Genomic DNA, 16,839 nt, shown 5'->3' with positions numbered 1-16,839 from the left:
ATTAGCGGCCCGGGCGCGGCCATCTGGCGGGCGCGACGGGCTGAAAGCGGGCGAGAAATGAAGCGATTGATGTTAGCGATGCTGCTGGCGCTGGCCCTGTTCCCGGCCATGGCGGCGCAGCGTTTGAAGGATCTGACCAATGTCGGCGGAGTGCGTCCCAACCAGCTGATAGGCTACGGCCTGGTGGTGGGCCTGGACGGCAGCGGGGACAAAGTCACGTCCTCGCCGTTCACCGGCCAGGCAATGTCCAATATGCTGAACCAGCTGGGCGTGCAAGTGCCGCCCGGCACCAAGCTCGATCCCAAAAACATCGCGGCGGTCACGCTGACCGCGACCTTGCCGCCGTTCGCGCGGCAGGGGCAGACCATAGACGTGACGGCTTCGTCGATCGGCGACGCCAAGAGCCTGCGCGGCGGCACTTTGCTGCTGTCGCCGCTGAAGGGCGCGGACGGACAGATCTACGCGATGGCGCAGGGCAATGTGGTCGTCGGCGGCGCCGGCGCCTCGGCGGGCGGCAGCTCCGCCCAGATCAATCAGCTCAGTGTGGGCCGCATTCCGGCCGGCGCCACGGTGGAGCGCGAAGTGCCCACCGCGCTGGGCTCCGGCGAATTCATCAATCTGGAGCTGCGCGAGTCCGATTTCACCACCGCCAACCGCGTGGTGCAGGCGATCAACAAATCGTTCGGCCAGGGCACCGCGCGCGCGGTGGACGGTCGGCTGATCGAAGTGCGCGCGCCGTTCGACCCGGACCAGCGCGTGCAGTTTCTGGCCAAGATGGAAAATATTGCCGTCGACCCGGCAGATGTTTCCCCCACCGTCATCATCAACGCCCGCACCGGCTCCATCGTGATGAATCAGGCGGTGACCCTGGCGCCGTGCGCGGTGTCGCACGGCAATCTGACGGTGACGGTCAGCAACACGCCGCAAGTGAGCCAGCCCAACCCGCTGTCCGGCGGCAAGACCACGGTGACCAATCAGGCCGACATCAGCATCAACACCCCAGGCAGCAAGCTGATCAGCGTGCCCAACGGCGCCAATCTGTCGCGAGTGGTGGCGGCGCTGAACGCGCTGGGCGCGAACGCACAGGACCTGATTTCCATTCTGCAGGCGATGAAGTCCGCCGGCGCGCTGAAAGCGGATCTTCAGATCATCTGACGCGCCGCGAGAACGGCAAGGAAAAAGACGGCCGGGCGGCCGTCTTTTTTTTCTGGCCCGAATCTTGCTTTTGGCTGGATTCCAGGAGCGAGAAATGACGATTCAGTCCATCAGTGCCGGCGCCGTGAGCGCCAACGATTTGCTAAACCGGCAGCTGGCCGTGGATCCGAACCAGCTGAACGAGTTGCGAGCGCAGGCGATCAAGGATCCCAAGGGCGCGGCGCGGCAGGCGGCGTCGCAGTTCGAGGCCTTGTTGATGAGCACCTTGCTCAAGAGCATGCGCGAGACCAAGTTCGACCCGGAAGGCGAGTCCAACGATTTGAGCACCTACCAGGGCCTGTACGATCAGCAGCTGACTCAGGCCTTGAGCTCCAACGGCGGCCTGGGCCTGGGCGACATGCTGTATCGCCAGATCGCCAAGCAATCGAATTTCGATCCGGACGATAAGAGCGCGCGCACGATTTACGCCGCTCCGGGGCCGCAACTGGCCGCGCGGCCGGCCGGCGGCGCCAAGGCTCTGCAGGCCTACCAGGAAGCGCAGCAAACCGCCGGCGCGGCGCTGACCTTGGCGGCTCCGGCCGGTCAGGCCAAGGCCGAGGCGGCCGGCAAGGGCGGCAGCCGCGACTTCGCCGCCGAAATGTTGCCGCACGCCCGCACGGCCGCGGCTCAGTTGGGCGTGGCGCCGGAAGCCGTGGTTGCGCACGCGGCGCTGGAAAGCGGCTGGGGCAAGCGGGCGATCCGCCACCCGGACGGCAGCAACAGCCATAATCTGTTCGGCATCAAGGCCAGCGGGGATTGGCAGGGGCGCACGGTCAGCGTGATGACCACTGAATACGAGGGCGGAGTCGCGCAGAAGCGGGTGGAAAAATTCCGCGCCTACGGCTCTTACGCCGAGGCCTTCGGCGACTACGCCCGGCTGTTGAAGGATTCGCCGCGCTACAAGAGCGCGCTGAACCAGGGGCAGAACATGTACGGCTTCGCGCATGCGCTGCAATCCGGCGGCTACGCCACCGATCCGCGCTACGCGCGCAAGCTGGTGGACGTGGCGGCGACGTTGGCGCAGCAAACCACGCGCAGTTAAGAACAAGGCTGCGGCGGCCGAGCTTGCGCTTCAGGGTCAAGTTTCGGCGCGCCGGGCCGATAAAGCAAACAGAGGTAAATCATGAGCTCCAATATTTTCTCGATCGGCGTGAGCGGACTGAATGCGGCTCAAACGGCTTTGTCGGTAACCGGCAACAACATCGCCAACGTCTCCACGCCGGGATACAACGTTCAATACATCACCCAGGCCGGCCGCACGCCGCAATACCAGGGCTTCGGTTTCCTGGGGCAGGGCGTGGACGTCACCAATGTGCTGCGCACCTATGACAAATTCTTGTCCGGCCAGGTGCAAACCGCGCAGACCAACAGCAGCTATTACAGCACCCAGGTCAAGCAGCTGAATCAGATCAACAATCTGATGGCGTCGACCGACGTTTCCATCCTTCCCGCCTTGCAGGATTTCTTCGGCGCGATGCAGACGCTGTCGCAGCAGCCGGACGCCATTCCCAGCCGGCAGACCGTGCTGAACATGGCCCAGGCGCTGAGCACCAAGTTCGCCACCATCGACGGACAGCTGCAACAGCTGCAGTCCGGCGCCAACGGCCAGATCAAGACCACGGTGGATAGTATCAACGCGCTGGCTTCGCAGATCGCCAGTCTCAACACCGAAATCGCCGCATTGACCGGCGGCAATCAGTTGAGCGCGCAGCCCAACACGCTGATGGACCAGCGCGATCAGGCGATGCTGGAGTTGAACAAGCTGGTCAGCGCCAAGGCGGTGCCGCAGGCGGACGGCACTTACTCCGTCTATATCGGCAACGGTCAGACCCTGGTGACCGGCGGTCAGACCAACACCCTGGCCACGCAGCCCTTGGCCAGCGATCCCACCACCTTGCAGCTGGTGTTCAACAATCCCAACGGCACGGTGACGGCGATTCCGAACAATCTGGTTTCCGGCGGCCAGCTGGGCGGTTTGCTGAACTTCCGCGACGGTCCCTTGCTGCAGGCGCGGCAGCAGCTGGGCACGATGGCGATCAACTTTTCCGCTTCGATCAATTATCAGAACCAGCTGGGCGTCGACAACACCGGCGCCGCCGGTCAGCCCATTTTCAACGATCTGAGCAGCTACGCCTCCAATCCGCAGAACGCGGCCGGCAATCTGCAAGTGCTGATGGGCGACCCCAATAAACTGGCCACCGCGTCCAATATGGTGTCCACCGGCGGAGCAGGCGGCAACGGCGTCACCATGAGCGGTGTGTGGGCCACGCTGCCGGGCGGGTACGCGGGCAGCATCAACAGCGTGCCGCCGGTCTTTCCCAGCACCACGACGCACCCGTCCATCGGCATGACCGGGATGACCATTACCGCCACCGGCAGTCCGGCGACGATGACCGCCACCATCGCCGGCCCCAACGGCGGCGGCCCTTACAATGTGGTGCCGGCGGGCGGCGGCGCCAGCAACAGCTTCAAGCTGCAGACCACGGCGGTGCCGCCGGTGGACGTAGGCGTCAGCTTTCAGCTGTCCGGCGCGCCGGTCAACGGCCAGACCTTCACCGTGGGCCCAGCCCCGGCCGGCACCAAGCCGCCGCCGGGCGACAACACCAATTTGCGCGAGCTGCTGGCGCAGCAGAACCTCAAGCTGGTGGGCAATCAGTCCTACGGCTCTTATTATTCGACGCTGGTGGCCTCGGTGGGCAATCAGACCAATACCGCGCAGCTACAGTCCGCGGCGATGTTGAATACTTTGAAGCAAACCACGGAAAGCCTGTCCAACGTCACCGGGGTGAGCCTGGATCAGGAGGCGGCCAATCTGATCAAGTATCAACAGTCCTATCAGGCATGCAGCAAGGTGATACAGGTGGCGCAAACCACCTTCTCCAGCATTCTGAACCTGATGGGCTAAGGAGAGACCGATGCGTATCAGCTCCAACAACATTTATCAGTCCGGCCTGAACAATATGCAGAGCTTGCAGGCCAGCATCTACAAGCTCACCATGCAGATCGACAATCAGCAGCGGGTAGTGACGCCGGCCGACGATCCGGTCGCCGCGGCGCGCATTCTGCTGATCAGCCAGTCGCAGGGCCAGAACAGCCAGTACATCAGCAATACCCAGGCGGTCAGTTCCTGGCTGTCGCTGTCCGAAACCGCGATCAAGAGTTCGTCGGATTTGATGGCCAGCATGAAGAGTTTGGCGATTTCCGCCGGCAGCGGCGCCTTGAGCCCAACCGAGCTGCAGGCGATCCAGAAGCAGCTGCAGGAGGGCATCACCGAGCTGACGACTTACGCCAACTCCACTGACGGCCGCGGCAACTATCTGTTCAGCGGCAACAAGACCGATACGCTGCCCTTCACCGTCAGCCTGTCGGCGGTGCCGCCGGCGACATATCAAGGCGATACCGGCCAGCGCAGCGTGCAGATCAGCGCCTCGCAGCAGATGACGATTTCCGATCCGGGCAGCACGGTGTTCGGCACGCCGGGCGGCAGCGCCACCGCGGCCTTCGACGGCCTGATCCAGTTGAACACCCTGCTGGGCCAGAATCCCAAACCCGCCAACTTCGGCACCCAGCTGAACAGCGCGATCAACGCCATCGACTCGGCTCAGCAGCAGATGTCGCTGTCTTTGGCGTCCATCGGCGCCCGCGGCCAGCAGAACGACAATATGCAGAATGTCGGTGGTAGCCTGAAACTGCAGTACGCCAGCAGCATCGGCGATTTGCAGGATCTGGACATGCCGCAGGCGATCTCTGATTTCACCCTGGCGCAGACTTCCTTGAAGTACAGCCAGCTGACCTACAACAAGGTGACCCAGCTCTCGCTGTTCAACTATATTTCCTGACCGGCGTTAGCCGGACACGACAAAGGCCGCGCAAGCGGCCTTTGTCGTTGGCGCGGGGCCGATTCAGCCGTAGATGTCCACCTGGCTGATGCGGCCGGCGCGACCGTCTTCGGTCAGATAGACGCCGGAACGGCGGATGTCGGCCTGGGACTGGTTGTCGGCGTTCTTGATGCTGAACGGGCTGTCCACGCTGGGCAGCAGGATGGCGCCGATGCCCAACTCCTTCAGACCCATCAGCTGGTCCTTGTCGCCGTCGCGGCCGGACCAGAGTTTCAGCTGCGCGAACGCGGCGTCGCCGTCATCCAGCACGCCGTCGCCATTGCCGTCCAGCTTGGCCAGATCGGCGAAGCCGTTGCCCGACTGGGTGCCGAACAGTTCATTGCCGTCGTTGACCTTGCCGTCGCCGTTGCGATCCAGAGCCAGCCAGCCGCCATTGTTGACGAAGGGCAACTGGGTCTGTTTGCCCGCGCCTTGCAGGTCGAAACTGACGCTGGCGCCGCTGAAGCTGCCGGCGTCGTTGCCCAGGGTCAGCATCAGGGGGTCGGTGGCGTTGCCGTTGCCGAACTGGATGGTGTTGCTGCTGTGGTATTCGAAGCTGCGGCTCATTTGCACGTCCAGCGCGAAGTTGAATTCGCGGCCGTCCTGGGTCTTGATCGAGCCCTTGGCTGAAAACGCCAGGCTTTCGCTTTCCTGATAGTCGACGGTCTGTTTGAGTTCGCCGCCGACGAGCAGTTGCTGCGGCGCCGAAGACTGACCGGAGCGCGCGGGGCGCGAGTCGGCGGATGGCTGCTCCTTGCCGTCGTCTCTTTGCAAAGTGCCGTCAACCACTTTGAATTTGACGCCCAGCACTTTTTCCAGAATGTCCTTGATCAGCCCCAGCATCGGCGTCATGCCATCGGAGAACTCCTTGTCCTTGGCGCTGGCGTTGACGCCGTCGGGACTCAGGCTGACGTCGGAGGAGGATTTCGCAGGGGCGGAGGCGGGAGGGAGTTGTACCCAGGCGCGGCTTTGTTGTTGAACGGTGAGGCTTTGACTGAAACTGTATTGGCTGCTCATCGACAGCGCCATGGACGCGACTCGCATTGCAGGCTCCGGAACAGGAAGTGTAGGTGAACAGATATCGTCAATCCGGAGGGAAACTTGATGGCGTGGAAACACCTAGCCGGCGGCGGCCGGCCAGGCCGGAGCTTCAGTTGCGCGCAGGCTGGATGCTGAGGGTTTCGATATGGTCGATCTGCATGATCTCGCGCGACAGGTCGACGACATTGATCAGGTCGCGCCGGTTTTGCGCGGAGACCAGAAAGCTCCATTCGGTGGCGTCCGGACCGGCGTTCAGCGCGATGCTGTCCTCGTGCAGACGCACGCCGAAGCGAAGCAGGCCTGCGCTCAGCGTTTGCACCGTCCACTGGTATTCCGGCTTGAAGCGGATGACGATGAACAGGCTGAAGCGGCGCGGCAGCCGGTTCTCCATTTGATTGATGGAGAGCATGCACAGCACGCACAGCAGGGTGATGGCGATGGCGGCGGCGTAGAAGCCGACGCCGACCAGAATGCCTATCACCGAGGACATCCAGATCGAGGCGGCCGAGGTCAGGCCGCTGATGGTCAGGCCCTCCTTCATGATCATGCCGGCGCCAAGGAAACCGACGCCGGTCAAGACGCCCTGGGCCACCCGCGTCATGTCGCCGTGGGTCATGTCGGGATAAAGGCCGCCGTACCAGTAGCCGGAATAACCGACGATGCTGATGGCCGCGGCCGAGGCCATCGACACCAGGCCGTAAGTGCGCATGCCGGCGGCGCGGCCATTGAACCAGCGCTCGTAGCCCACCAGACAGCCCAGCAGCAGGCCGCCCAACAGGTTCAGCGTGATCAGCAAATTGATTTCCCACTTGGGGGTGGACCAGTACTGACTGATCAGTTCGGCGAAGGAGATATCCATGCATGCTCCGTTGGCGCTTGGGCCGGAGCGCCGACGATAGCAAGTTGCGCCGGCGCGCGCCACTGTCGGTTCAGCGCGGCAGCCATTCGGCGGCGTGGCCGCCCAGCGGCATCGAGGGCAGCGCCCAGTGCGCCGGCGTCAGGGAAAGCCGGGCCGCGTGGCGGACGGCGCGCAAGCTTCCAAAGCCCGACGCATAGTCGTCCAGCCAGGGCGCGACTTGCTCCAGGCCGGGGTCCGCCGCCGCGCAAGCGGCTTGGTCGGCGCCGAGCTGGCGCAAGCAGAGCCCGGTTCGCGCCAGCGAAACCTGCACCTGCCAGCTGCCGCCTTCCCGCATCTGACGGGCGAGCGCGGCGACGACGCCGAAGGCGAGCAGGTAGCCGGCGGCGTGGTCCAGCGCCTGGGCCGGCAAGGTGCGCGGCTGCTCGCCGCTGAATGCCGCGGCTTCCGCATGATTGAAGCCGCTGGCGGTCTGCACCAGCGAGTCGAAGCCGCGTCGTGCGGCCCAGGGACCGGCATGGCCGTAGGCGGACAGCGAGGCGTAGACGATGCCGGGCCGCAGGCGCGCGGCTTGTTCCGGGCCGAAGCCGAGCGCGTCGAGAGCGCCGGGCCGGTAGCCCTGAACGAAGACGTCGGCCTCGGCCAGCAGGCGCCGCAGTCGCTCGCCGTCGGCGGTCTGGCGCAAATCAAGCTCGGCGTTGCGCTTGCCGCGGCCGGTATCGATGTCCAGCGGCAGGATGGACGGCAGCCGCGGCGAAGTGATGCGCAACACGTCGGCGCCGTGCGCGGCCAGGGTGCGGCCGCCCACCGGGCCGGCGATGATGCGGGTCAGATCCAGAACGCGTATGCCTTGCAAGGGGCGGGGCGCAAAGGGGCGGGCCAGCGGCGGCGCATCGCCTATCCGCCTTATGTCGAGCAAGGGCAGGGCGGCGACGGCCTGGCCCTGCGGATGCCGGTCCCATTCGTCGAAGCTGCGCAGCGCCGTCGCCACCAGGCCGCGGTCGGCGGCGGCCTGCTCGAAATCGAAAGCTTGCCAGTCTTGCAAGGCGGCGGCCACGCTGTCCTTGTCGTGGCGACAGTTCAGCAGCCGCAGGATGCCGTCGCGATGGTGGGGAAAGTTGGTGTGGATGCGCAGCCAGCGGCCGTCGCCGCAGCGATAAGGGCCGGCGATGGCGTCCCATAATTCGGGGGCCGGCGCGCCGTCCACGCGCAAATAGCGCTCGCTGCGGAACTCGGTGGCGGCGTGGGCCAGATCGACGGCGACGCTCTGCGCCTCGCCGCCGCGCAGGCGCCAGAGTTCGGCCGCCATCAGCGCGCTGGCGGCGATGCTGGCCTGGGCCAGAGAGCCGACGGCAAAGGACGAAGGCAGCGGCGCGGCGCCTGCCGGCAGCTGCGCGCGCTCCAGCGCGGAGGGATCGAGGGCTGCGGCGGCCCAGAGCTGGGCCAGGGCCTGTTGGCCGTTCAGTGCGGGCATGGGGACAGGGCGGCGGTGGCTATGAGCTTGATCTTTCAACAGTCGGCGGGGCGCGTCAAGCAATGTGATTTTTCACATCGACCGCGATTTAAGTTTGTCGCGCGGCGGCCGCCTTGTGAGGGTAACGGCAGCGATGCCGGACCAACCAACCTGACTTCTGGAGCACATAGACATGCTGAGCCTGCACACCAATATCGCCGCACTGAACACCAAGTCCAACCTGACCGGCACCCAAACCGCGCTGTCCACCTCGATGACCCGTCTGGGCACCGGCCTGCGCATCAACTCCGCGATGGACGACGCCGCCGGCCTGCAGATCGCCACCCGTCTGGACGCGCAAAGCCGCGGCATGCAAGTGGCGATGAAGAACGCGCAGAACGGCATCTCCATGCTGCAAACCGCCGAAGGCGCGCTGAACGAAGTGACCAACATCCTGCAGCGCATGAAGGACCTGTCCACCGAAGGCGCCAACGCCACCTCCACCAAGGCCGACAAGAGCGCGATGCAGTCCGAATTCGCCGAACTGGGCAAGGAACTGACCAACATCATGAAGAACACCTCCTTCGGCGGCGAGAAACTGCTGCAAGGCGGCAAGCTGACCGAAGACATGAACTTCCAGATCGGCGCATCGGCCGACGAGTCCATGGCGGTGAACATGAAGGATGGCATGACCGCGCTGAACAATGCGCTGGGCAGCGTTTCCAAGACCTACTTCAAGAATGACACTGCCAGCACTGACTACGCTACCGCCGTCAAGACCGCTACCGATGCGATGCCGGCTCTGGTGGCCGCGACCAATAGCGCTAAAACTGATTACGATGCAGCCCCGGCCGACCCGGCGAAGAAAACCGCTTACGAAACCGCGCTGAAGGCTCAGCAAGACGGCCAAGCCGCACTGGACAAAGCCACCAAGGGCGACGAAATCGGCAAAACCGACACCATCAACACCATCCAGGCCGCTCTGGATTCGGTCGGTTCGGTTCGCTCTTCCCTGGGCGCCAACGCCAACCGTCTGGACCACGTGAACAACAACCTGGCCAACGTCAACAACAACACCCTGGCCGCCAAAGGCCGCATCATGGACACCGACTACGCCAACGAAAGCGCCAGCATGACTTCCAAGCAAATGCTGATGCAAGCCGGCACTTCCATGCTGAAGCAAAGCGGCAGCATGAGCAGCCTGGCCATGTCCCTGCTGCAGTAATCAAGACTCCGCGCCGATGCGGCGCGAGTTCGAAGCCAGCTGCGCACGCGGCTGGCTTTTTTGCGTCATGCGCGCGGACCTTGCTGAAGGAGCAAACCCATTTCAATCCGAGCGATCACGGCGGCGACTCCGGTCACGCCGAGCGCGCCGATCTCGAACGGCGCGCAGCCGGGCGCGGAGCTGACGCCGGGCCTGCAGTGGCGGGCGGTGTTGAGCCGAGGCGCGGACGGCCGGCCGCTATTGAGCGGCGACGGCATCCAGCTGGCCTTGCCGTCCTGGCCGCAAGGCGCGGCGGAGTTGACGCCCGGGACAGTGTTGAAAGTGCTGGTGCTGGCGACCCAACCGCGGCTGGAGCTGTCGCTGTTGGCGGAGAGACCGGACAGAGACGGCGACGGCGAAGCGCCGGCGCGGGCTTGGCAATTGGAGCAGGCGGCGATGCCGAAGCTGGCGAAGCCTTTGCCGACGGCGGCCGAGCTGGCGCAATCCTGGCGGCAGGCTTTGCTGGGGCGCTTGACTCAGGCCGCGACGCAGTTTCAGCAAGCGGGCGGCAGCCATCTGCCCGGCGCCTTGTTGCAGCAGTTGCCCGAGCTGGCCTTGGCCGGCGTTCGGCAGACCGCCGGCGAGCCGCCCTTGCCGCTGACTCTGCCGTTCTGGCTATGGGGCGGTCCGGCGCTGGCGCTGAGCGTAGAGGACGCGCTGGAGCGCGAGTCCGAGCCGGAACTGGACGAACTGGACTTGCTGCTGTGGCTGACGGCGCCGGGAATCGGCGCGTTCTGCCTGCGCATCCGCCGCGTGGCGGACGGGGTGGCCTTGGCCTTTGTCGCGGAAGCCGAGGCGTGCCGCGCCTTGCGGCGGCGTCTGCCGGAGATTGAAGCCGCGGCGGAACGAGGCGGCGGCAAGCTCGCCGTCTGCCTGATCGGCGAGCGCATGCCGTGGCTCGGACTGGCGATCAGTCGGCATGGCGCCACCGGCTTGCAGGCGCAGCGTCTGTCGCCGCTGTTGTTCGCCGTGGCGGCGGAAGTGGCCGGCCAATTGTTGGCGGGGGACGGCGCGTCGCTTTGAGTCGGCGGTGGTCTATAGTGGGTCCATGTTGCGCCTTCTCGTACTGCTGCTGTGTCTGCTGAGCGTGGAGCCTGTCGCCGCCGGCTCCGCGGCCGCGGGCGTTGACGCGCCGCAAGCCCGGGACAACAACCCGGCGCGGGAGTGGACCGAGTGGGACGGCCCCGTCAGCGGTCCCGCGGCGCAGCCTGGCCGCAGCGTCTGGTTTTTGGCGTCGGACCTGCGCAACGGCGGCGTGGTCGGGGTCTATCGGGGCCTGGCCGAGGCGGGGCGTTTGCTGGGCTGGCGCTTGACGCTGTTGGACGGCCAGGGGCAAGGGAGCTCCTTGCTCCGGTTTCTGGAGAGCGCGCAGCGGGAACGGCCGGCCGCGGTGGCCTTGGGGGGCTTCGACGCTCAGGAATTCCGGCCGCAGATTGAACGCTTGCGCGCGCTCGGCGTGACCGTGCTCGGCTGGCACGCCGGCGACAAGCCCGGCCCCTTGCCCGGCCTGCTGTTCACCAATATCTCCACCAGCCCTTTGGCCGCGGCGCAAGCGGCCGCCGATTACATCGTGGCCAGCAGCCACGGTCCGGTGGGCGTGGTGCTGTTCACCGACAGCCGCTTCGCCATCGCCACCGCCAAAACCCGGCAGGCGGTGCGGCAGCTGCAGGCCTGTCGGCGCTGCAAGGTGCTGGCGGTGGAAGACCTGTCGCTGGCCCAGGTCCAGCAGCAGCTGCCGGACAAGGTGACGGAGCTGTATCGGCGACACGGCAGGGCCTGGACCCACAGCATAGGCATCAACGACCTGTATTACGATTCCATCGGCCATCCGCTGGGGAAATTGAACGCCTTCGTGGCCAATATTTCGCTGGGCGACGGCTCGCTCAGCGCGATGAGGCGGATTCGGGCGGGCCTGATGCAGGAAGCGACCATAGCCGAACCCTTGCACCTGCACGGCTGGCAGATGGCGGACGAACTGAACCGCGCCTTTGCCGGCCAGCCGCCCAGCCTGTACGTGACCCAGCCGCATTTGCTGGTCAGGCAGACGATACGCGACAGTTATCTGAGCATAGGCTACGACCCGGACAACGGTTACCGTCGCGCCTACGCCGCCATCTGGTTCCCGCGGCATTGATTTGACGGCTGCCGCGTGCTTAACTGGCGCCACGTCAACGCATCGTCATTTTCCATGGTTTCCACAATTTCCACGCAAGTGTTGGTCCACTTGGTACTGGGCGCCTTGTTGCTACCGCCGCTGAACATGTTGTTGCTGATGTCGCTGGGCTTGGGGTTGCGTCGTCGTTGGCGGCGCTTGGGCGCCGGCCTCTTGGTGCTGGGCATGGCGGGTCTGTACGCCTTGAGCACGCCGCTGACGGCGATGTGGCTGAACCGGGGTCTGGAGCGCTACCCGGTGATAGACGCCGAGCAACTGGGCCGGGTGGAAGCCATCGTGGTCTTGTCCGGCGGCAAGAAGCCGGCGCCCGAGTACGGCCGCATGGAGCCGGCGGCGGATTCACTGGCGCGGCTGCGCTACGCCGCGCGGCTGGCGCGTCAAAGCGGCAAGCCCATGTTGTTGACCGGCGGCGCGCCGATGGGAGGGGAAGCGGAGGCCGCGTTGATGGCGCGGGTTCTGAGCGAGGACTACGGCATTGTTCCGCGTTGGGTGGAGACGCGTTCCAACACCACGCTGGAAAACGCGCGCTATTCCGCCGAGCTGCTGCGCTCGGCCGGGATCAAGCGGATTGCGCTGGTCAGCCAGGGCTGGCATCTGCGCCGGGCCTTGCCGTTTTTCGAGCGCCAGGGCCTGGAGGTGACGGCCGCACCAACCGCCTTTATCCGTTACGATGGCGGCGGCGTGGCCTGGTGGTTGCCCAGCGGACGGGCGATGCAGGAGTGCCACGCCGCTTTGCGGGAATGGCTGGGCATGCTGTTTTACCGGGTGAAAGGAGAATAAGCGATGTCGGAGCAAGCCGCCGAGTCCTCGTTTCCGGCCGCGAGGCCAAAGGTCGATCACCGTTTCTGGCGAGACGCGGCCTTGCCGCAGTTCGAGGCCCGCTCGGTGGCCGACGGACGCCGCGTCTGTTACGCCAAGCACGCTCACGAGACCTTCTCCCTCGGCGTCATCACCGCCGGCGCTTGCGACTACTTCAACGGCAAGGTGCGCCGCAGCGAGCAGGGTTCCCTGGTGTTGATGAACCCGGGCGACACGCATGCCTGCAATCCCGTGGCGGGGCAGGCCTGGTCCTATCGCATGCTGTATGTGGACGTCGCCTGGCTCGGCGGTTTGCAGCAGACGCTGGGCCTGGGCCAGGCCGGCGGCTTTCGTCCCTTTGGCGACGCGGCGAGCCGGGACCCGCGTTTGTTCGCCGGCTTCAACGCCCTGTTCAAGGTGCTGTGCGCGGAGGGGCGGGAGCTCTTGGAGAAAGACGAGGCCGCTACGGCCTTTTTCGGCGACGCTCACCGTATCTTGGGCTTGGGCGTCGAGCCGGCGGCGGAGTCGAACCAGCGTTTGGCGCGCGCGGCGGAGTACATCGCCGCGCATTGCGACCAGGCCTTGCGCCTGGAGGACATCTGCGCGGCGGCGGACTTGTCGGCTTCCTATCTGATTCGCGCGTTCAAACGGCGTTACGGGGTCACGCCGCATGATTTTCTGCTGAATCAGCGGGTGCAACTGGCGCGGCGCCTGGTGCGCGGCGGGCTGCCCTTGGCGCAAGTGGCGCAGGACGCCGGTTTTTCCGACCAGGCCCATCTGCAGAGAATCTTCAAACAGTACGTCGCCGCGACGCCGGGCCAGTACCGCGCCGGCTCAGCTCAGCAAGCCCAGCGCGCTTAGTCCCAGCAACAAGGCCATGGCCTGGTTGAAGCGGCGCAGCCGCCTGGGCGAGCCCAGCTTTTGTCCAAGCCAGGCGCCGGCCAGCACCCAGCAGGCGATCGAGGCGTAGCAGATCAGAAAGTAAAGCGCGGCGAAACGCCATAGCGCCGTCGCGTCTTGGCCGGAGGTGAACGCCGCGCAGCCCGCCAGCGCCGCGATCCAGGCCTTGGGATTCAGCCATTGAATCGCCGCGCCGCGCCACCAGCTTGGCCGGGCGCCGTTCTTGTCCAAATCCAGCGAACCGTCGCTGCGAGCCGATTGATACGCCATATAGAGCAAGAACGCCACGCCGCCCCATTGCAAGCCCTGGGTCAAGGCCGGCCACTGCCGCAAGGTCTGCTCCAGGCCCAGGCCGGTCAGCAGCAGCAGCAAGGTGAAGCCGGCGGTGGCGCCGCCGACATGGCGCATGCCGGCGCGCGCGCCGTAACGAGCGCCGCAGCTGAGCGCGACGATGTTGACCGGGCCCGGCGTGATGGAGGCGGCCAACGCAAAGCCGGCCATGGCGAGGGTCTGATTCATGAGGTCTCCTGTCGGTGGGCAGCGTGGCGGTCCGATGTCCGCCCTTGGCTGATGCGGACAAAGTAGCCGGACCGGGAGGGGGCGTATTGTAGAAAAATGACCAGGTTGTCGGTGCGGCATTCAAAAATGCCTTTGACATTACGTGTTTGGTGTAATACCAATTAAATACCAGATGGCGTTCGATCCGGCACTCCGCCGGCCGCGCGCGCTGTCGTACCGCAAAGGAGGGTGCCGCATGTACTTGAAGGGGAAAGCCAAGTTGTGGGCGTCGGTATGCGTCATGGCCTTGGGCGCCGGCCCGGTTTTGGCCGCCGCGTGTCCGGATTGGCGAGAGGGGGCGACTTATCAGGCGGGCGATGTGGTGGCCTATTCCGCGGCCAATTACACTGCGCGTGCGGCGCATACCGCCTATGCGGGCGCCAATTGGAACCCGCCTGCCACGCCCACGCTGTGGCAGGCCGGAGGAAGCTGCGGCGCGGCGCCGGAGCCGACGCCGACCCCGGGACCATCGCCGACTCCGGGGCCGTCCGCGCCGTTCGCCAAGCATGCGCTGATCGGATATTGGCATAATTTCGCCAATCCCAGCGGAGACGCCTACCCGTTAAGCCAAGTCAGCGACGATTGGGATGTGATCGTCGTCGCCTTCGCCGACGATGCCGGCAACGGCAATCTCAGCTTCTCGCTGGATCCCAAGGCCGGCTCCGAGGCGCAGTTCATTCAGGATGTCCGGGCCAAGCAGGCCAAGGGCAAGAAGGTGGTGTTGTCGCTGGGCGGGCAGAACGGCTCGGTCACGTTGAATACTCCGGCGCAGACCCAGAATTTCGTCAACAGCCTCCACGCCATCATCGTCAAATACGGTTTCGACGGCATCGATCTGGACCTGGAAAGCGGGGTGTCGCAGGGCGCGCCCACCATCGGCAACCTGATCAGCGCGGTGAAGCAGTTGAAAACCAAGGTTGGCGCGGGTTTCTACCTGTCGATGGCGCCGGAGCATCCCTATGTTCAGGGCGGCTATGTCGCCTACGGCAGCATCTGGGGCGCTTATCTGCCCATCATCGACGCCTTGCGCGACGATTTGAGCGTCATCCATGTCCAGTACTACAACAATGGCGGGCTGAACACGCCGTATTCCAGCGCGGCCTTGGCGGAGGGCAGCGTGGACATGCTGGTGGGCGGCAGCAAGATGCTGATCGAAGGCTTTCCGCTGGCTTACGGCGCCTCGGGCAGCTTCAAGGGTTTGCGGCCGGAGCAGGTGGCCTTCGGCGTGCCTTCCGGACGCAGCTCCGCCAATTCCGGCTTCGTCAGCGCGGACACGGTGATCAAGTCGCTGGATTGTCTGATGGCCTTGAGGAACTGCGGCGCCGTCAAGCCGGCTCAGGCCTATCCGACGTTCCGCGGCGTGATGAGCTGGTCCATCAATTGGGATAGGAAGGATGGTTTCCCGTTCTCGCGGCCGGTGGGAGCGTCGCTGCGCGCCCGCAACTGAGGCGCGCAAAAAAACCGAGGCGCGGATGCGCCTCGGTTTTCAACGCCGCGCCGCCTAAGCGCGGCGGACGGTGAGCGGGCGCTTACAGCGCCGGCATCGCGTAGCCTTCGATCTGGGCGGCGGCGACCAGTTGGCCCAGGTAAGCCTGCATCGCCTTGTTGCCGGCCATATCGTTCAGGTATTGCTGCAGGCGGTCCTTGATCTCCTCAAAGCTCACTTTGCCGCCTTCGTGGCGTTCCTGCACCTGGATGATGTGGTAGCCGAACTGGGTCTGGACCAGTTCCGGCGCGATCTGGCCGGCGTCGGTGCTGAATACCGCCTGTTCGAATTCCGGCACCATTTGGCCGCGGCCGAACTGGCCCAGGCTGCCGCCTTGCTGGCCGGACGGGCAGGTGGAGTGTTCGCGGGCCAGATCGGCGAAGCGGGCCGGGTTGGCCTTGATGTCTTCCAGCACGCCTTCCGCCTTGGCTTTGGCCAGGCTGCCGGCCAGGCCTTCGCCCAGCGGGAACAGGATGTGGCTGGCCACGGCGGATTCGCCGCTGCTGAAACGCTCGGGGTATTGATTGTAGAACGCGAGGCAGGCGGCTTCGTCCACGGCGTCGACCTGCAGTTCCTGTTCCAGCAAGGCGCCGATGGCGGCGCCTTGGTCGGCGGTGTCGATGCCGATGGATTTGGCTTTCTGCAGCAGCAGCTCGCGCAGGACCAGCTCCTGAACGGCGGCATCGCGCGGGTTCGGCGCGTCAGCGTAGTGGGCTTGTTCCGCTTGCACCATGTCTTCGGTGATTTCGATGCCGTTGACTCGAATGGTCATGGAGATTTCCTGTGATGGTAAATGAGGGATGCGCCAAAGGGCGGAAACTGGCGATTAGAAAAGCGATCGCCGCGCTTGTCAAGAAAGGCGACGGGCGGTCCGCGGCGCTTTGGAGTAAACCACGAAAATTTTAAGAATAATCTTATATTTGTCCGGCTGCTTCGTCGCTAGTATACGAGTCATGCAGCTTCAGGGCTTGCAAGAAAACCCGGCCGGCCCTGCTCATTGTTTTACGCCGGTTGCCGCGTTTTCTGTGTTCATGCGTTATGTAGACGTCGTTCGTCTGTACTTTGTTTTGACGTGCCAAGCCTGCATTTGGACACTTGGTGAATTGAGATCCCCGTTTGGGCCGCGTTCGCGCGGCCTCTTTTTTTGCCCAGTCTGCCGAGTGTAACACGAAAGCAAGAGGGCTTGGCCCGCGTCCCCGCCGGCCGGCGCATAAAAAAAGAGCCCCGATCAGGGGGCT

The 16,839-nt window shown here is 65.0% G+C and carries 15 protein-coding genes; 10 read left to right on the top strand and 5 right to left on the bottom strand.

The annotated features are described in order from the left end of the window. Positions 1 to 69: 69 nt before the first annotated feature. The 4 genes from JW897_RS05405 (at position 70) to flgL (ending at position 5,033) form a co-directional block, all read left to right on the top strand. Positions 70 to 1,155 carry a flagellar basal body P-ring protein FlgI gene (locus JW897_RS05405; protein ID WP_275899837.1) on the top strand — a complete coding sequence of 362 codons (1,086 nt, stop codon included), beginning with the start codon at positions 70 to 72 and terminating at the stop codon, positions 1,153 to 1,155. A gap of 94 nt (positions 1,156 to 1,249) precedes the next feature. Next, positions 1,250 to 2,236: a flagellar assembly peptidoglycan hydrolase FlgJ gene (flgJ, locus tag JW897_RS05400; RefSeq protein ID WP_205465405.1), complete on the top strand. Its 987-nt coding sequence runs from the start codon at positions 1,250 to 1,252 to the stop codon at positions 2,234 to 2,236. An 81-nt stretch (positions 2,237 to 2,317) separates the two neighbouring features. Next, on the top strand, positions 2,318 to 4,099 hold the full coding sequence (gene flgK / locus JW897_RS05395; protein ID WP_048413939.1) for a flagellar hook-associated protein FlgK: 1,782 nt from the start codon (positions 2,318 to 2,320) through the stop codon (positions 4,097 to 4,099). A gap of 10 nt (positions 4,100 to 4,109) precedes the next feature. Further along, on the top strand, positions 4,110 to 5,033 hold the full coding sequence (gene flgL, locus JW897_RS05390; RefSeq protein WP_048413938.1) for a flagellar hook-associated protein FlgL: 924 nt from the start codon (positions 4,110 to 4,112) through the stop codon (positions 5,031 to 5,033). A 63-nt stretch (positions 5,034 to 5,096) separates the two neighbouring features. Here the strand turns inward: flgL and JW897_RS05385 are convergent, their stop codons facing one another. From JW897_RS05385 to JW897_RS05375, 3 genes are all read right to left on the bottom strand, one after another. Beyond that, complete coding sequence (locus JW897_RS05385) at positions 5,097 to 6,116, bottom strand: hypothetical protein (protein WP_205465404.1); 1,020 nt, start codon at positions 6,114 to 6,116, stop codon at positions 5,097 to 5,099. Positions 6,117 to 6,222: 106 nt separating this feature from the next. Next, positions 6,223 to 6,972 carry an MgtC/SapB family protein gene (locus tag JW897_RS05380; RefSeq protein ID WP_043593006.1) on the bottom strand — a complete coding sequence of 250 codons (750 nt, stop codon included), beginning with the start codon at positions 6,970 to 6,972 and terminating at the stop codon, positions 6,223 to 6,225. A 70-nt stretch (positions 6,973 to 7,042) separates the two neighbouring features. Beyond that, entirely contained in the window at positions 7,043 to 8,443 is a 1,401-nt protein-coding gene (locus JW897_RS05375; RefSeq protein ID WP_205465403.1) for a CoA transferase, read from the bottom strand. A gap of 172 nt (positions 8,444 to 8,615) precedes the next feature. On the opposite strand from JW897_RS05375, the gene JW897_RS05370 reads away from it, so the two are divergent. The 5 genes from JW897_RS05370 to JW897_RS05350 all read left to right on the top strand — a co-directional run bounded on the left by JW897_RS05370 (position 8,616) and on the right by JW897_RS05350 (position 13,518). Then, positions 8,616 to 9,647, top strand: coding sequence for a flagellin N-terminal helical domain-containing protein (locus JW897_RS05370; protein ID WP_205465402.1), 1,032 nt, complete (start codon positions 8,616 to 8,618; stop codon positions 9,645 to 9,647). Between the two features lie 207 nt (positions 9,648 to 9,854). Beyond that, positions 9,855 to 10,709, top strand: coding sequence for a hypothetical protein (locus JW897_RS05365; RefSeq protein WP_205465401.1), 855 nt, complete (start codon positions 9,855 to 9,857; stop codon positions 10,707 to 10,709). 25 nt (positions 10,710 to 10,734) lie between these two features. Continuing rightward, on the top strand, positions 10,735 to 11,820 hold the full coding sequence (locus JW897_RS05360; protein WP_205465400.1) for a type 1 periplasmic-binding domain-containing protein: 1,086 nt from the start codon (positions 10,735 to 10,737) through the stop codon (positions 11,818 to 11,820). Between the two features lie 54 nt (positions 11,821 to 11,874). Beyond that, complete coding sequence (locus tag JW897_RS05355) at positions 11,875 to 12,639, top strand: YdcF family protein (protein WP_205465399.1); 765 nt, start codon at positions 11,875 to 11,877, stop codon at positions 12,637 to 12,639. Positions 12,640 to 12,642: 3 nt separating this feature from the next. Then, complete coding sequence (locus tag JW897_RS05350; RefSeq protein WP_205465398.1) at positions 12,643 to 13,518, top strand: AraC family transcriptional regulator; 876 nt, start codon at positions 12,643 to 12,645, stop codon at positions 13,516 to 13,518. Here JW897_RS05350 and JW897_RS05345 read toward each other — a convergent pair. Then, the gene (locus JW897_RS05345; RefSeq protein WP_205465397.1) at positions 13,492 to 14,076 is read right to left on the bottom strand and encodes a LysE family translocator; all 585 of its coding nucleotides are present in this window, start codon (positions 14,074 to 14,076) and stop codon (positions 13,492 to 13,494) included. The genes JW897_RS05350 and JW897_RS05345 overlap by 27 nt on opposite strands. A 235-nt stretch (positions 14,077 to 14,311) precedes the next feature. On the opposite strand from JW897_RS05345, the gene JW897_RS05340 reads away from it, so the two are divergent. Beyond that, entirely contained in the window at positions 14,312 to 15,562 is a 1,251-nt protein-coding gene (locus tag JW897_RS05340; protein ID WP_205465396.1) for a chitinase, read from the top strand. An 82-nt stretch (positions 15,563 to 15,644) separates the two neighbouring features. On the opposite strand, the gene JW897_RS05335 is transcribed toward JW897_RS05340, so the two are convergent. Continuing rightward, entirely contained in the window at positions 15,645 to 16,373 is a 729-nt protein-coding gene (locus JW897_RS05335; protein ID WP_048413930.1) for a peptidylprolyl isomerase, read from the bottom strand. Positions 16,374 to 16,839 lie beyond the last annotated feature (466 nt).

This window comes from Chromobacterium alkanivorans (assembly GCF_016937655.1).
GTDB lineage: Bacteria > Pseudomonadota > Gammaproteobacteria > Burkholderiales > Chromobacteriaceae > Chromobacterium > Chromobacterium alkanivorans.
This window is presented reverse-complemented; position numbering and strand designations above follow the sequence as displayed.

What these genes read in the sequence shown, in the direction of transcription:
- JW897_RS05405 (WP_275899837.1), top strand. Translation starts at nt 70, where the DNA reads ATGTTAGCGATGCTGCTGGCGCTGGCCCTGTTCCCGGCCATGGCGGCG.
- flgJ (WP_205465405.1), top strand. Translation starts at nt 1,250, where the DNA reads ATGACGATTCAGTCCATCAGTGCCGGCGCCGTGAGCGCCAACGATTTG.
- flgK (WP_048413939.1), top strand. Translation starts at nt 2,318, where the DNA reads ATGAGCTCCAATATTTTCTCGATCGGCGTGAGCGGACTGAATGCGGCT.
- flgL (WP_048413938.1), top strand. Translation starts at nt 4,110, where the DNA reads ATGCGTATCAGCTCCAACAACATTTATCAGTCCGGCCTGAACAATATG.
- JW897_RS05385 (WP_205465404.1), bottom strand. Translation starts at nt 6,116, where the DNA reads ATGCGAGTCGCGTCCATGGCGCTGTCGATGAGCAGCCAATACAGTTTC.
- JW897_RS05380 (WP_043593006.1), bottom strand. Translation starts at nt 6,972, where the DNA reads ATGGATATCTCCTTCGCCGAACTGATCAGTCAGTACTGGTCCACCCCC.
- JW897_RS05375 (WP_205465403.1), bottom strand. Translation starts at nt 8,443, where the DNA reads ATGCCCGCACTGAACGGCCAACAGGCCCTGGCCCAGCTCTGGGCCGCC.
- JW897_RS05370 (WP_205465402.1), top strand. Translation starts at nt 8,616, where the DNA reads ATGCTGAGCCTGCACACCAATATCGCCGCACTGAACACCAAGTCCAAC.
- JW897_RS05360 (WP_205465400.1), top strand. Translation starts at nt 10,735, where the DNA reads ATGTTGCGCCTTCTCGTACTGCTGCTGTGTCTGCTGAGCGTGGAGCCT.
- JW897_RS05355 (WP_205465399.1), top strand. Translation starts at nt 11,875, where the DNA reads ATGGTTTCCACAATTTCCACGCAAGTGTTGGTCCACTTGGTACTGGGC.
- JW897_RS05350 (WP_205465398.1), top strand. Translation starts at nt 12,643, where the DNA reads ATGTCGGAGCAAGCCGCCGAGTCCTCGTTTCCGGCCGCGAGGCCAAAG.
- JW897_RS05345 (WP_205465397.1), bottom strand. Translation starts at nt 14,076, where the DNA reads ATGAATCAGACCCTCGCCATGGCCGGCTTTGCGTTGGCCGCCTCCATC.
- JW897_RS05340 (WP_205465396.1), top strand. Translation starts at nt 14,312, where the DNA reads ATGTACTTGAAGGGGAAAGCCAAGTTGTGGGCGTCGGTATGCGTCATG.
- JW897_RS05335 (WP_048413930.1), bottom strand. Translation starts at nt 16,373, where the DNA reads ATGACCATTCGAGTCAACGGCATCGAAATCACCGAAGACATGGTGCAA.